Origin of the sequence: Tardiphaga sp. 20_F10_N6_6 (genome assembly GCF_052076045.1) — a bacterium.
GTDB lineage: Bacteria > Pseudomonadota > Alphaproteobacteria > Rhizobiales > Xanthobacteraceae > Tardiphaga > Tardiphaga robiniae.
In genome coordinates this window covers 5,478,326-5,491,126 of record NZ_CP197239.1, presented here as the reverse complement: position 1 = coordinate 5,491,126, position 12,801 = coordinate 5,478,326, and the positions used below count along the sequence as shown (strand labels likewise).

The 12,801-nt window shown below is 61.6% G+C and carries 14 protein-coding genes; 9 read left to right on the top strand and 5 right to left on the bottom strand.

The annotated features are described in order from the left end of the window. Positions 1-52 precede the first annotated feature (52 nt). The 3 genes from AB7813_RS26320 (at position 53) to AB7813_RS26310 (ending at position 1,453) form a co-directional block, all read left to right on the top strand. Positions 53-256: a hypothetical protein gene (locus AB7813_RS26320; protein WP_315840855.1), complete on the top strand. Its 204-nt coding sequence runs from the start codon at positions 53-55 to the stop codon at positions 254-256. A 154-nt stretch (positions 257-410) separates the two neighbouring features. Beyond that, a complete protein-coding gene (locus AB7813_RS26315; RefSeq protein ID WP_441228776.1) occupies positions 411-983 on the top strand; it encodes a hypothetical protein in 573 nt (190 codons plus the stop codon). After that, positions 980-1,453 (top strand): hypothetical protein, encoded by a 474-nt coding sequence (locus AB7813_RS26310; protein WP_441228775.1) that lies wholly within the window; start codon positions 980-982, stop codon positions 1,451-1,453. Before AB7813_RS26315 ends, AB7813_RS26310 begins: the two co-directional genes overlap by 4 nt. Positions 1,454-1,562: 109 nt before the next feature. On the opposite strand, the gene AB7813_RS26305 is transcribed toward AB7813_RS26310, so the two are convergent. The 3 genes from AB7813_RS26305 to AB7813_RS26295 form a co-directional block, all read right to left on the bottom strand. Continuing rightward, a complete protein-coding gene (locus tag AB7813_RS26305; protein WP_441228774.1) occupies positions 1,563-3,035 on the bottom strand; it encodes a diguanylate cyclase domain-containing protein in 1,473 nt (490 codons plus the stop codon). Between the two features lie 171 nt (positions 3,036-3,206). Further along, complete coding sequence (locus tag AB7813_RS26300; RefSeq protein WP_441228773.1) at positions 3,207-3,902, bottom strand: glutathione S-transferase family protein; 696 nt, start codon at positions 3,900-3,902, stop codon at positions 3,207-3,209. Between the two features lie 22 nt (positions 3,903-3,924). Then, positions 3,925-4,635, bottom strand: coding sequence for a glutathione binding-like protein (locus AB7813_RS26295; RefSeq protein ID WP_441228772.1), 711 nt, complete (start codon positions 4,633-4,635; stop codon positions 3,925-3,927). A gap of 214 nt (positions 4,636-4,849) precedes the next feature. On the opposite strand from AB7813_RS26295, the gene AB7813_RS26290 reads away from it, so the two are divergent. Next, positions 4,850-5,962, top strand: a complete 1,113-nt coding sequence (locus AB7813_RS26290) for an MBL fold metallo-hydrolase (protein WP_441228771.1) — start codon at positions 4,850-4,852, stop codon at positions 5,960-5,962. Positions 5,963-6,009: 47 nt separating this feature from the next. Beyond that, a complete protein-coding gene (locus AB7813_RS26285; RefSeq protein ID WP_441229008.1) occupies positions 6,010-6,606 on the top strand; it encodes an SCO family protein in 597 nt (198 codons plus the stop codon). A 53-nt stretch (positions 6,607-6,659) separates the two neighbouring features. Here AB7813_RS26285 and AB7813_RS26280 read toward each other — a convergent pair whose 3' ends face one another. Further along, positions 6,660-7,436: a DUF4394 domain-containing protein gene (locus AB7813_RS26280; protein WP_441228770.1), complete on the bottom strand. Its 777-nt coding sequence runs from the start codon at positions 7,434-7,436 to the stop codon at positions 6,660-6,662. Between the two features lie 153 nt (positions 7,437-7,589). Between AB7813_RS26280 and AB7813_RS26275 the strand changes: the two genes are divergently transcribed. From AB7813_RS26275 to AB7813_RS26265, 3 genes are all read left to right on the top strand, one after another. Beyond that, positions 7,590-8,168 (top strand): sigma-70 family RNA polymerase sigma factor, encoded by a 579-nt coding sequence (locus tag AB7813_RS26275; RefSeq protein WP_175367585.1) that lies wholly within the window; start codon positions 7,590-7,592, stop codon positions 8,166-8,168. Beyond that, positions 8,165-8,929 (top strand): anti-sigma factor, encoded by a 765-nt coding sequence (locus AB7813_RS26270; protein WP_175367586.1) that lies wholly within the window; start codon positions 8,165-8,167, stop codon positions 8,927-8,929. Before AB7813_RS26275 ends, AB7813_RS26270 begins: the two co-directional genes overlap by 4 nt. Before the next feature lie 166 nt (positions 8,930-9,095). Beyond that, positions 9,096-10,139: a hypothetical protein gene (locus AB7813_RS26265; protein WP_441228769.1), complete on the top strand. Its 1,044-nt coding sequence runs from the start codon at positions 9,096-9,098 to the stop codon at positions 10,137-10,139. Between the two features lie 176 nt (positions 10,140-10,315). On the opposite strand, the gene AB7813_RS26260 is transcribed toward AB7813_RS26265, so the two are convergent. Further along, positions 10,316-12,280 carry an alkyl/aryl-sulfatase gene (locus tag AB7813_RS26260; RefSeq protein WP_441229007.1) on the bottom strand — a complete coding sequence of 655 codons (1,965 nt, stop codon included), beginning with the start codon at positions 12,278-12,280 and terminating at the stop codon, positions 10,316-10,318. A 115-nt stretch (positions 12,281-12,395) separates the two neighbouring features. Here AB7813_RS26260 and AB7813_RS26255 point away from each other — a divergent pair, with 115 nt between their 5' ends. After that, positions 12,396-12,785, top strand: a complete 390-nt coding sequence (locus AB7813_RS26255) for an EF-hand domain-containing protein (protein ID WP_439062946.1) — start codon at positions 12,396-12,398, stop codon at positions 12,783-12,785. The last annotated feature ends 16 nt before the right edge of the window (positions 12,786-12,801 follow it).

The window sequence follows — 12,801 nt, the reverse complement described above, 5'->3', positions numbered from 1 at the left end:
GTGGAACAGATGAACCCGGCATGAAAATCGCGCTGAAATTTGGGCTGCTTTCATGAATTATCGGACAGAAACTGCACAGCCGCTCAGCCGCCGCCTCACCTGTTCGGACTGCGGGACTGAATTCGGCTGCGACCTGTCCGGCAATTGCTGGTGCGCCGAGGAGACCGCGAAACTGCCGATGCCGACCACAGGCGGCGATTGCCTGTGCCGCGACTGCCTGCGCGCGAAGGCAGCGGCAGCGCACGCCACGACCTGACGGACGTGGTGCCCCGGCGCCACCCGTTCGTTCAAACTTGAGCGGAACGGTCACGAGACGATTAAGCCTGAGAACATCGCAAGGCACGCGGTTACCTCACATTAAAGCCGCCTCGGTCTATGCAATTTCCGATTGAAACCCGTGCGGGATTGCCATGAACCGTATTGCCCTTTTCGTGGGCGTCGCCGTCAGCACCTTCGTCATCGGCGTCTGGGCCGCGCGCGGATTTCCGACGCGCTCCCCGTTCACGTCGCCCGCCAAACCCATGGCGGCGACGGTCGATGCCACATTCGGCAACGACAAGACCGAGCAGGTACCTGAGCGGCGGACCCAGGAAGCGATCAACGATCCGGACAACGCCAAACGCAATCCGTTGCGTATGGAAGCGCTGCAGGCCGCCACCGGCTATGCGCTGTCCCCCTGTAATGCCAGCATGAAGGCCAATTTCGTGGCAGCCACTACGGCCTATGCAGCGGGCTATGCTTGGCGGGACAAATGCAATCCCATGTTCGGCAATTGCGAGGCCGTACTGGAGCGCGCCAATGTCATGTACTCCTCGCCGCTCGATCAGCGCGTACGCGCCGCCCTCAACGAGGCCTTCGAGAAGGGCGGAATCAGCAAAGACGACTTCCCACCGAAACTGCAAATGGAGGTGATGACGCTGGCAAGCAGCCAGGGCAATCCGGTCTCCGCCTGTACACGGCCGACCGAACGGCCGCGCCGATGAAACTCCTTTACGTCATAGCGGCCATTGTCCTCTGGCAGATCGCCGGCTGGGCCTTTACGCCCGCTCCGCCGCCGAAACAGTTGCCGAACAGCGACAGTGCTTACGGCTCCGACGAGAAATACCTTGTCGAGGGCCGCGAGAAACAACGGCAGAGTGCTTTCCGGGCCCTCGCGCGGCCGACCGGCAGCCTGTGCATCGAAGAAAGCCGCAAGGAGTTCATCAGTGGTCTCGGCGAATACTACTATCACCGGCAGAACCAGATGGAGCGTTATCCTGAGAATTTCGGGAAACTCGGCGCCGACTACATCGCCAAGCAATGGGCCAGCACAGATGACAAGCGCATCGATCGCCTGACCCAGGAAGCCTATAGCAAGGGCTATTTAAAGCCGGACGAGTTCCAGGCCGTTGCCCGCAAGATGATCCAGACCGTGGTGAAGGGCGAGCGCGTTATCGCCAAAGGCTGCGCCTGAGATCACCGACCGAGGTAACGCGAACGCAGTGGCGTCTGCGTGGTGCACGACGAAATCATCGTTCCAGTCGCGATGTCACCGACACAAGCGCGCCGATTGCCGCGATTGCCTACACCATGCCCGCGCTGCGCCGGTCACGATCGGGTTGCGCATAGTAGCTGCGCTTGGCTTGCAGCATTTCCATATCGGCGCGCTTGACCACGGCTTCGAGTCGCTCGCCGGCCCGGCTGGTGGCAATCCCGGTGGAGAGGCTCAGCGTCAGATCAGGATAGTACTGGTTGTTGACCTCGATCAGCCGCGCCAGCGAGGCAAGCACAGCTTCGCCGCCGGCGGCATCCACTCCGGGCAGCAAGATGGCGAATTCGTCGCCGCCGATGCGCGACACCGTCGCCGGCTTTTCGACCAGTTCGCCAAACACTTCACCGGCCCGGCGCAGCAACCCGTCGCCGGCGGCATGGCCAAGATCGTCATTGGCAGTCTTCAGCGCGTTAAGATCAGCAACGATCACGGTGACCGGTTGCGATCCCTTGCGTTCGAGCCGGTTGAGTTCGTCCACGAAGAACGAGCGGTTCGTGGTGCGCGTCAATACGTCGTGGGTGCCGAGATATTCCAGATAGGCTTCCGCCTTCTTGCGCGCGGTGATGTCGGTCAGCGCGACCTGCACCTGTGACCAGTCGCGCTCATGCCCGGGCAACACCGAGAACTGCAGCAGCAGATGCAGCTTGGTGCCATCGAGCGCGTAGTTGACGACCTCGCGCTGCTGGAACAGCTTGCCCTCCCACAGGTCGATCAACTGTTCGCGGAAATGCGGCTCCATCTCGTCGCGAAACACATCCGACAATTGACGGAGCAACGTGTCCTTGTCGGGCGCGCCGAACAATTCCAGCGTACGACTGTTGACATCGAGCACACGGATCTCGCTCATGCAGCGCAAAACGAATTCCTCGTGCACATCCGTGAACACGCGAAAATCCTCGATGCCGCGCGCGCGAACGTCGTCCACCAGGCGCTTGACGCCGCTGAAATCCTCGACCCACAGCGACACCGGCGAATGCGCGAACAGGCCGAACGCATAATTCTCGCTCTCCGCGAGGCGACGACGCGCGCCTTCACGTTCGGTCACATCCTCGATGGCGATCATCACGCGATCCCAGCGCTCTTCATGCCCGGGCAGAACAATGCCGTGCAGCTGGATGTCGAGGCGCTCACCCTTCAGCGTGTAGTTGACCGTATGGCTGGAAAAATGATTGCGGCCGCTCCAGAGCTGGGCCAGTTCCGACACATGACTCTTGAACGTATCGTCGCGCATCACCAGGCCGAGACTGAGCGTCAGGTGAGACAGGTCGCGCGCGCCGAACAGTGACAGCGTCTTGCGATTGACCTTGAGAATGCGGATGTGCTGCGAGCACTCACGGACCCGTTCGGGATTGGCGAGCAGGAATGTCTCGATGTCGTCGACGCCCTGCGCCTGCCACTGTTCGAACAGCCCCTTCACATCGCTGTAGTCCTCGATCCAGAGCGAGACCGGGGCAAGATCGAACATCACGGCATCGTCGGCGAGATTGGTAGGCGGAACGGACATAGAGACCTTGGCGCGTGAGACAGCGTGAATCGTTGAGGTATTCCCTTATAGCGAGAGTTACAGGGAATATCCTTGGATTTTCACGAAGGCACCAAGCACCACCGAAACAACGCTGGTATGCGGACATGAATACCAGCGATTGCTCAATTCATCGCCCGTAGAGAGTGGAACTCAGACCGGATAGCCCGCCGAGTTCCGCGCCATGCCGTTAAAAGCATCAAGCATTTTTTCGCGCCATGCATAGATCGCGTCGTCTTCCGCCAGCAGCTTGAACGGCGAGATCGCACGCGCCCACTGGAACGGGCCGAACACGATGTAGTCGGCATAGTTCGGCGCGGCACCACCAAGGAACGGCTGCGTCTTCAGGGTGAGGCGCATCGGATCAAGCGACTTGCGGAAGGCATCTACGCCCGTGTCGCGATTGGATGCGACCTCTTCCAGCGACTTCTTGAACCGCGCTTCGCGGCTCTCGCGGAAATAGGCCTGATCGACCGGACGCAGATGACCGTGAATATCCGCGACAATGAACGGAAACATGCCGGCGACCACGACCGTGTCGCCCCACCAGTTCAGCATCCGCCCCATGGCGCGGCCGCCCTCGCCGCCGAACAGTGACGGGCGATCCGGATAGGTGTCTTCGAGATAATTGGCGATCGCCCAGGAGTCACTGACCGCGCGCTCACCATCGAGCAGCACCGGCACCTTGTCGGATTTGTGCTTGTTGATCGCGTCCTTCTCGGTGAAGCGCCACGGGATCGATGTGGCGTCGAGGCCCTTATGTGCCAGCGCCATCCGGATGCGCCAGCAGAACGGGCTGAAGGGACGATCTTCTTCGGTGCCGACCAGTTCGAACAGTTGCAGCGCCATGATTGCTTCTCGTAATTCTGAGCTAACTCTTCACCACAGCCGAGGTCTGGCCGAACAGCAGCTTGCGCTCTTCGTCGGTGCGGATCGGCGGCTGGCCGAAATTGGGGTTGACCTCTTTGGCGATCTCGTAAGCACGCTTGACCGCCGGCCGCTCGGCGATGGTTTCGAGCCAGCGCTTGAGATGCGGGAAGTCGTTGATATCCTGGCCCTGGTTCTTGTAGGGCACGATCCAGGGATAGCTCGCCATATCGGCAATCGAATAGTCGCCGGCGATGAACTTGCGATCTGCAAGGCGCTTGTTGAGCACGCCATAGAGCCGGTTGGTCTCGTTCACATAGCGGTCGATAGCGTAGGTGATCTTTTCCTGCGCGTAATTGCGGAAGTGATGGTTCTGTCCGGCCATCGGCCCGAGACCGCCCATCTGCCAGAACACCCACTGGATCGCATCATAGCGCACGGCGAGATCGTCGCTCAGGAACCTCCCGGTCTTCTCGGCGAGATACAGCAGCATCGCGCCGGACTCGAACACCGAGATCGGCTTGCTGCCACTCTTGGGTTCATGATCGACCAGCGCCGGAATGCGGTTGTTCGGCGCGATGGCCAAAAACTCGTCCTTGAACTGGTCACCCTTGCTGATATTCACCGGAATGATCTTGTAGGGGAGCCCCGTCTCCTCAAGAAAGATCGTGATCTTGTGGCCGTTCGGCGTGCTCCAGTAATAGAGATCGATCATCGTTCAATCCGTTTTGCGTGATGAGGCAACCCGCAAACCCGACCGAGGGCCGATTGAATGCGACTGCATGAAATGTTGCCGGATCATCGGATCAAGTCAATGCAATTTGCTCCGCCTCCGATGATCTTCGAAAGATCATTCCCTGCCAGTGGCGCATCCGGTCTGTTATCAAACGAAAACTCCGCACAGGCGGATGATTTCCGGGAGACATGCCATGACCGCAGATATCCGCCGCCGCGACTTTCTCAAGACCTCGGCAGCCTTTACTGGCATGGCTGCGGCCGGATTTTCCTGCGTGGAGGTTGCCAACGCGGCGCCGATCCAGGTGCCGACGGTCGATCGGCTCTCGATCCGCGTGCTCGTCGATCAGCAACACGATCAATTCCTCCGCGGCAGCACGGTGAATGGCGTGGTGCATGAGGGGCCAGGGCCGGCCCGCAGCGCCGATGCGCGCAACGTGCTGCACAATGAGTGGGGCCTGTCGCTATTTCTGGAATCGCAGCGTGAGCAGGACAAGCGTAATATCCTGCTCGATTTTGGCTATACCTCGCCGGCGATCATCAACAATATCGGGCTGCTCAAGGTCGATCCGGCCTCGCTCAACGCGCTGATCGTCAGTCACGGACATATCGATCATTACGGCGGACTGATCGGCTTCCTCGAGCAGTATCGCAGCGTATTGCCACCCGACATCAAGCTCTATGCCGGCGGCGAGGATAATTTCTGCCACCGCGTCAGCCGCGCATCGACCGGCCAGTTCGGCGAAGGCGGCATCCTCGACCGCAAGCAGATCGCCGCGCAGAAGGTGCAGACCGTACTCTGCGAAACCCCGACGGTGATCGAGGGCCATGCTTTCACAACAGGCAAGATCAAGCGTAACAGCGTCGAGCGCGTGCTGCCGAACACCTTCGTGGACTACAAGCCGGACAGCGCAGGCTGCGACTACGGCCACTATACGGCTGCCGAACTGCAGGGCAATTTTACACCGGACGAACACGTCCACGAACACGCCACCTGCTTCAACATCCGCGGCAAGGGGCTGGTGGTGATCAGCTCCTGCGGCCATGTCGGCATCGTCAATTCGGTCCGGCAGGCGCAGGAGATATCGGGCGTGCAGAAGGTACACGCCGTCGTCGGCGGCTTTCACCTCGGTCCTGCCCCTGCCGACTACCTCAAGCAGATCGTCGGCGAGATCAAGAAGCTCGAGCCCGATGTGGTCATCCCGATGCATTGCAGCGGTCTCAACTTCCTTCTCGAGGCGCGCGCGCAGATGCCGGACAACGTCATCAACGTCTCGACCGGCAGCCGCCTGACCTTCAGCGCGTGACCTCGCGCGCCGCACGCGCCTTCTGGTACCGGACCGGCATAGCCGCCATGGCTGCGCTGTGGCTCGGGTGCTGGAGTGCGGCGCCCGCATCAGCGCAGGGGTCGTCCCGTTCCGCAGCCGAATTGATGGACGCAGTGATGTGGAATCGCGAGCCGATCGGCGGCGCGTTCCAGCTTATCGACCAGTCGGGCCAAGCCCGCAGCGAGCGCGACTATCGCGGCCAGCTGTTGCTGGTGTATTTCGGTTTCACCTATTGTCCGGACATCTGCCCGACCGACCTGCAGGCCATCGGACTGGCGATGGACCGGCTTGGCGCTGACGCCGCTCATGTGCAGCCGCTCTTCATCACTCTGGATCCCGAGCGCGACACGCGGGAGCAACTGGCGCAATATGTGCCGATGTTTCACCCGAAGCTGATCGGCCTGACCGGCAGCACTACCGCGATTCATGCCGCCGCCGAAGCCTATCGCGTCTACTACAAGCGCGTCGATTTCCACGACAGACCGGCCGACTACACCGTCGATCACTCCGCCTTCGTCTATCTGATGGACCGCGACGGAAAATATCTCGGCTTCTTTCCGCCCGGCACCTCTGCCGAGAAGATGGTCGACATGATCCGGCCGTATCTGGAAATCGGAAAATAGAGATGCCGCGCCCTTGCGAGCGCAGCATCGTGATAGAAGTGATCGACTGAAGCTTACATGCCCATGATCGCGATATCCGTCACCTTGCCGGTGACGCCGGAGATCTTGGCGGCTTCGGTCGCGTTGCCAGTGGCGAGATCGACCGAATAGAGCGTACCGTCGGCCATCAGCCAGGCTTCGTTCCTGGTGCCGTCCGACCAGATGTCGAAGGCGACGCTCGCCGGTTTGATGCCGAGCTTGCCGACCGCGCCGAGGATGCCGTCATTCGGTGGCGCCTGCTTGACCAGAGCACCGATGGTGCCGTCGATGTTGAACAGCGCGGTCTCCTTGGTGCCCTTCACAGAGTTTGTGTAGGCGCCGGCGATGACATTCGGCTTCTCGCCCTTGTGCATGTCGGTCTCGGCATATTTGTGATCGCCGTCCTTTGTCACCTTGCCGTCGTCGACATTGGCGCGCAGGCTCATGCCGTCCGAGCCCATCACGCGCAGACGATCGGCCACCGGGTTGAAGTCGACGGTGGCGGTGACGCCCTTGGCCAGCATGGTGTCGAGCTTCGACTTCACCGTCGCCTTGCCGTCCGCGGCGATGGTGACGATCGTGCCGTCATCGACCACCCCATAGAGCATGCCATCGGCGGGACGGACGTCGATGCCGACCAGCGCGCCGGATATACCAGTGACCTTGACGGATCCGGCGGCCATCTTCTTGGTGGTATCGACCATGGCGATGGTGTCGCCACCGACCAGGGCTGCAACCAGGGCAGCATTGGCGGCGGCCGCGGGGATCAGCAGCAATGCTGCAGAGGCGGCGAAAAGCGAACGAAATGACATAAGTGGCTCCCTGTGTTTCCGCGATCCCCTCGGGACCGACACAAGGACTACCGGCGGGCCCTCCCAACTGGATGCACGCCCCTGAAAATAAATTCATTTGGGTGCATCCAATTGCGTGCGGCAAAGGTAGACTGACCATGCAAGGGCATGGACATGACTGGGAATGGCACCATCACCGAGACCCGGCGCGACGAAGCGGGCCTCGACCACGCGCGCGAGGCACAGCTGTCGGCTGCGCTGGCGCGATGCGCCGCCGGCGACCGGGCGGCTCTGCAGATGATCTACAACAGCGAAGCCCCGAAGATGATCGGCGTCGCCCGCCGCATCCTGTTCCGGCAGGATCTGGCGGAGGAAGCCGTGCACGATGCCTTCGTGCGGATCTGGGGCGCGGCCGCGTCGTTCGATCCGCATCGCGGCTCGGCGCGCGGCTGGCTCTATGCCGTCGTGCGCAATCGCGCGCTCAGCATTCACCGCAACGAGCATCGCTATGATGCGTCCGACGACAGCGCGCTCGATATCGACTGCGAGGCGACCATGACGCGGATGCCCGAGACATCGGCGCTGCGCAAATGCCTGGAGCGTATCGACCGGCCGCGCCGCGATGTCGTGGTGCTGGCCTATGTCCATGGCATGAGCCATGGCGAACTGGCCGGACGGCTGAAAGTGCCGCTCGGCACCGTGAAGAGCTGGATCCGCCGCAGTCTGTTCGCACTGCAGGAGTGCATGGGATGAGCATGCACGACGACAACACGCATTCCACCGACGATCTCGCCGCCGACTATGTCATGGGCCTGCTGGAAGGCACGGAGCTCGCCGCTGCCGAAGCGCGCATGACCGACGATGCCGATTTCGCCAGGGCCGTCAGCACCTGGCGCGAGCGATTGGCCGATCTCGACGCCACAGCCGAAGCGCTCGCCCCCAGCGCTGCACTGTGGGACCGCATCGCCGACTCCACAAAGATCAAACCCGCGATCCCGCTGCCCGGCGCCCGCGCTGCGCTGCGCGGCGCAACGCTGTGGGACAATATCGGCTTCTGGCGCGGCACCGGGATCGGCGGCGTGTTCGCGGCCTTGATGCTGGTGGTGATCCTGATCGGCGCGCTCGCAACGTCGCGCCAGCTCCGCCGCGAACTGATCGCGCTGGCGCAGCGCAAGCCGATCTATGTCGCCGTGCTGGTCAACGACGCCACCAGGGAAACCGGCGCCATCGTCAACACCTTCTCCGACGGCCGCGTCGAACTGATCCCGCTGCGCCCGATCGACGTACCTGCCGGCCGCACGCTGCAGGTCTGGACCCTGTGGGATCGCGACATCGGCCCGAAGTCCATCGGTCTCACCGGACAGTCGCGGACATTGCAGCTCGATCTGGAAGCATTGCCGGATACGGTCGCAGATCAGTTGTTCGAGATCACGCTGGAGCCAGAAGGCGGCTCGCCGATCGGAAGACCGACGGGGCCGATCCTGTTCAAGGGCAATGCGGCAAGGGCTTTGTGAGCTCTCGCAGTCATCCTTCGAACCTATAGCCGCGCATTGAACGTATCAGTCGCTGCGTTCGACAAAGGGCGTGACGCGGCGGCGGACATGGTGTTCCTGCAGCCTATTCCTTGTGACCTGATCGATCCATCTTGCGGCGTCGAATGGCGCGTTGCGGAGAGAGTGCATGCGATATTCGACCGACGATCTGCGCGCGGCTGTCACAGCCGGCGTGCTTCCTTCCACGCAGCTCGACGCCCTGCTGGCTTTCCTCACGGCGCGTGTGCCGGAGCAGCCGGCGGCCGGGCCCAGATTCGATGTCGTGCATTTGCTCTGGTATGCAGGCGCGCTGGTGGTGATATCAGCCATGGGGCTGTTCTCGACGCTGGCGTTTTCGCAAATGGGCGGACCGGCCCTGACCGCCACTGCACTTGTCTATGCCGGCCTGTTCACCGCTGCCGGGCACTATCTCTGGACCGTCAAGAAACTACGCACACCGGGTGGTCTGCTGATTGCGGTGGCCGTGGCAATGACACCGCTAGCCGTGTTCGGCATACAGGATGCCTACGGTGCCTGGACCGAATTCGGCAAGCCGGCGGCGATGCGCGATTTCTATGTCTGGATCAAAGGCAGCTTCGTCTTCATGGAGCTGGCGACCATCGCCGCGGCGATCGTGGCACTGCAATTCTATCGCTTTCCCTTCATCGTCTTCATCATGGCGGTCGCGCTATGGTTTCTGTCGATGGATGTCGTGCCATGGATCGCGGGCGCGAGCTACGGCAACTGGGAGCTATCGCGCAAGGTGTCCATCTGGTTCGGCCTTGGCATTCTGGTTGCTGCGGTGATCGTCAACCTGCGCCAGCGCAGCGGCGATTTCGCATTCTGGCTCTATCTGTTCGGCGTGCTGACATTCTGGGGCGGCATCACCGCCACCTCGAACGGCACCAATCTCGACAAGGCGCTATACTGCCTGCTGAACGTCGGTTTCCTGCTGATCTCGGTCGCGCTGTCGCGACGAGTCTTTGCGGTGTTCGGCACCATCGGCATTGCGATCTATCTCGGCGAGCTCGCCGAGAAGATTTTTAAGGATTCGATGCTGTTTCCGTTCGCGCTGTCCCTGATCGGCATCGGAATCATTGCGCTGGGGCTGTATGTCCATCGCCACCAGCGCGACATCGGCGCCTGGGTCGATGCGCGCCTGCCCGAATCGCTCAAGCGCCTGCGGGCGTAACCGGTCGCCGGATAGGTTTGATGAGGCTGGCCCTGCAGGTCTGGCCCCTGTGAGACCGCGATCGGGCCCCCACTGGACGACCTCGCCGGAGAACGACATCGTCAAACGTCATCAAGTTGAAATAGCCTCCCGATCAACCATCGGGCGGGAACGCGCTTTTGCCATCATGCCAGGTTCTATTCCGCGCGCGCTTTCTTCGGTTCCACGATCTCGAATCCCGATGAGAATTCGTCCAGCAGACCGAACAATTCACGCAGCTTGAGCGGATTGCCGCTGAGTGATGTTTCCCCGGCGGCCACACTATCCGCAAAGGTGCGCTGCTTCAGCGTGATGGCGTCGAGCGCTGCGCGGGTCAGCGTCACGCTGGCGTCGGCGCTGTCTGAAAGTTTGCCCGACATATGCGTCAGCGCTGAATTCTCCAGGTTCATCACGTAGGTTTCATTGAGATCGGTGAAGGTCCAGTTGATGACGATCTTCTTGCCTTCCGCCTTCGTCGCGTTGAGCCGCACCCCGAGAAAATCGAAGGCCAGATCGATGGATACGCCCTTGAGCAGTTCGGCGTTCGCCAGCGACGATCTCTGCGGCCCGACGCCGCTGCGCAGTTCCAGTGCGCCGAGCAGATAAGCATTCCGCCACGTCGCCGCCTCGCTCTGATAGCCCAACTGTTCGAGTGCGTCGGCACCGAGATCACGCGCCTCCTTGTTCGACGGATCGGCGAACACGACCCGACTCATCACGCTGGCGACCCAGCGATATTGCCCTGCCTTGAAATCCTCACGCGCGCGTCTGATCGTGGCGTCCGCACCGCCCATGTATTCGACCTGCTTCTTCGCCTCCTCCGCGCGCGGCAACGGATTGAGGTCCGCGGGATTGGCGTCATACCAGCCAAGATAGAATTGATAGACCGCCTTGGCATTGTGGCTCAGGGTGCCGTAATAGCCGCGCGACGCCCAATCGTTTGCCAGCGACGGCGGCAGCTTCAATTGCTCCGCGATCTCGGTCGATGTGAGGCCGTGGTTGAGCAACCGCACGGCCTGGTCGTGGATGAATTTGTAGAGATCGCGCTGTTTCTTGAGAAAATTGACGATGCGCTCGTTGCCCCACATCGGCCAGTGATGCTGTGCGATCACGATATCGGCCTTGTCGCCGTAGCGCGCGATCGCCTCGCCGATGTAGCGCGACCACAACCGGCCGTCGCGAATCTCCGCGCCGCGGATGGTGTAGAGATTATGCATGTTGTGGGTGGCATCTTCCGCCATGTTCAGCAATTTGAACTGCGGAAAATACAAGATCATCTCGCTTGGGGCTTCCGAGCCCGGCACCAGATGAAATTCGATCTCGACGCCATCGACGATGCGCGTCTCATAGGACTGCTTGATGAGGTCGTTTGGGGGGATCAGCGAGATCGTCCCCCGCGCCAATGCCTTGCCCAACCCCGTATCGACCTGGGCGCGCTCACCGACCGGCAGTGTGCTGCCGAACTGGTATTGCGCGCGGCGCGACATCGCATTGCCGGCAATGACGTTCTCCGCCACCGCATGCTCCATGAAGCCGTCGGGCGCGATCACCTTGACGTTGCCCTGCCTGGCGTCGTTCTCGCTGATGACGCCCTTGGCTCCGCCGAAGTGATCGGCATGGCTGTGGGTGTAGATCACGGCGGCGACGGGCTTCGCAGGCCGATTCTTCAGATAAAGTTCGAGCGCGGCTTTTGCGGTCTCGTTCGACAGCAGCGGATCGATCAGGATCAGGCCGCTGTCGCCCTCGATGATGGTCATGTTGGAAATATCGAGCCCGCGCACTTGATAAACGCGCTCGGTGACCTTGAAGAGGCCGTTGATCGCGTTGAGCTGCGCCTGTCGCCACAGGCTGGGATTGACGGTCGCCGGCACGGCGTCGTTTTGCAGGAACGCGTAGGGCTTGGTGTCCCATGCCGGCCTGCCGTCCGGACCTGCGATCACCCCATCCGGCAGCGTAGCGATGAAGCCGCGTTTGGCATCGTCGAAATCGGCGCGGTCGGAAAACGGCAGCGCCTTCAGCACCGATTCGTTCAGCCCCTTCGTGGCCGGCTCGGCGTCCCTGGACTGGGCGAGGCACGGCGCTGTTGCAAATCCTATTGCAGTGCACAGCAATATTGTCGGCATCACACGCATGGCAATCCCTCGCAGACCTCGGCCGCATCGCCGGATTTGAGTGTTGAACCCGGAATCCGAATGACGCATCCTGATTGAAACATAGAGTACGCCAAGGGAGATGATCATGACCACACGCCGCACGGTTCTGCTATCTCTCGCGATACCTCTTGCCGCGCTGGTGCCGGCGCAGGCCGCCTCTTTCCTGGCGCAGCTCGATCCCGACAAGGATGGCACCGTCGACCTCGCCGAGGCCAAGGCGGCCGCCGGCAAACTGTTCGACAAGCTCGACCGCGACAAGGACGGCACGCTGGACGCCCGGGAGCTGCGTGGACGGCTGAGCAAGGGCGAATTCGCGGCCGCCAATCCGGACAATGACGGCACGCTCGACAGAGCGGAATATCTCGCCGTGGTGGAAACCCGGTTCCGCGCGGCAAACCCCGATAATGACGGCACCATCGACGCCAGGGAATTCGCCACGCCGGCCGGCAAGAAGCTGTTGAAGCTGCTGAAGTAGGGCCCTTTTATCGCCA

Coding starts and splice junctions, on each gene's coding strand:
- AB7813_RS26320 (WP_315840855.1), top strand. CDS start 53: ATGAATTATCGGACAGAAACTGCACAGCCGCTCAGCCGCCGCCTCACC.
- AB7813_RS26315 (WP_441228776.1), top strand. CDS start 411: ATGAACCGTATTGCCCTTTTCGTGGGCGTCGCCGTCAGCACCTTCGTC.
- AB7813_RS26310 (WP_441228775.1), top strand. CDS start 980: ATGAAACTCCTTTACGTCATAGCGGCCATTGTCCTCTGGCAGATCGCC.
- AB7813_RS26305 (WP_441228774.1), bottom strand. CDS start 3,035: ATGTCCGTTCCGCCTACCAATCTCGCCGACGATGCCGTGATGTTCGAT.
- AB7813_RS26300 (WP_441228773.1), bottom strand. CDS start 3,902: ATGGCGCTGCAACTGTTCGAACTGGTCGGCACCGAAGAAGATCGTCCC.
- AB7813_RS26295 (WP_441228772.1), bottom strand. CDS start 4,635: ATGATCGATCTCTATTACTGGAGCACGCCGAACGGCCACAAGATCACG.
- AB7813_RS26290 (WP_441228771.1), top strand. CDS start 4,850: ATGACCGCAGATATCCGCCGCCGCGACTTTCTCAAGACCTCGGCAGCC.
- AB7813_RS26285 (WP_441229008.1), top strand. CDS start 6,010: ATGGCTGCGCTGTGGCTCGGGTGCTGGAGTGCGGCGCCCGCATCAGCG.
- AB7813_RS26280 (WP_441228770.1), bottom strand. CDS start 7,436: ATGTCATTTCGTTCGCTTTTCGCCGCCTCTGCAGCATTGCTGCTGATC.
- AB7813_RS26275 (WP_175367585.1), top strand. CDS start 7,590: ATGACTGGGAATGGCACCATCACCGAGACCCGGCGCGACGAAGCGGGC.
- AB7813_RS26270 (WP_175367586.1), top strand. CDS start 8,165: ATGAGCATGCACGACGACAACACGCATTCCACCGACGATCTCGCCGCC.
- AB7813_RS26265 (WP_441228769.1), top strand. CDS start 9,096: ATGCGATATTCGACCGACGATCTGCGCGCGGCTGTCACAGCCGGCGTG.
- AB7813_RS26260 (WP_441229007.1), bottom strand. CDS start 12,280: ATGCCGACAATATTGCTGTGCACTGCAATAGGATTTGCAACAGCGCCG.
- AB7813_RS26255 (WP_439062946.1), top strand. CDS start 12,396: ATGACCACACGCCGCACGGTTCTGCTATCTCTCGCGATACCTCTTGCC.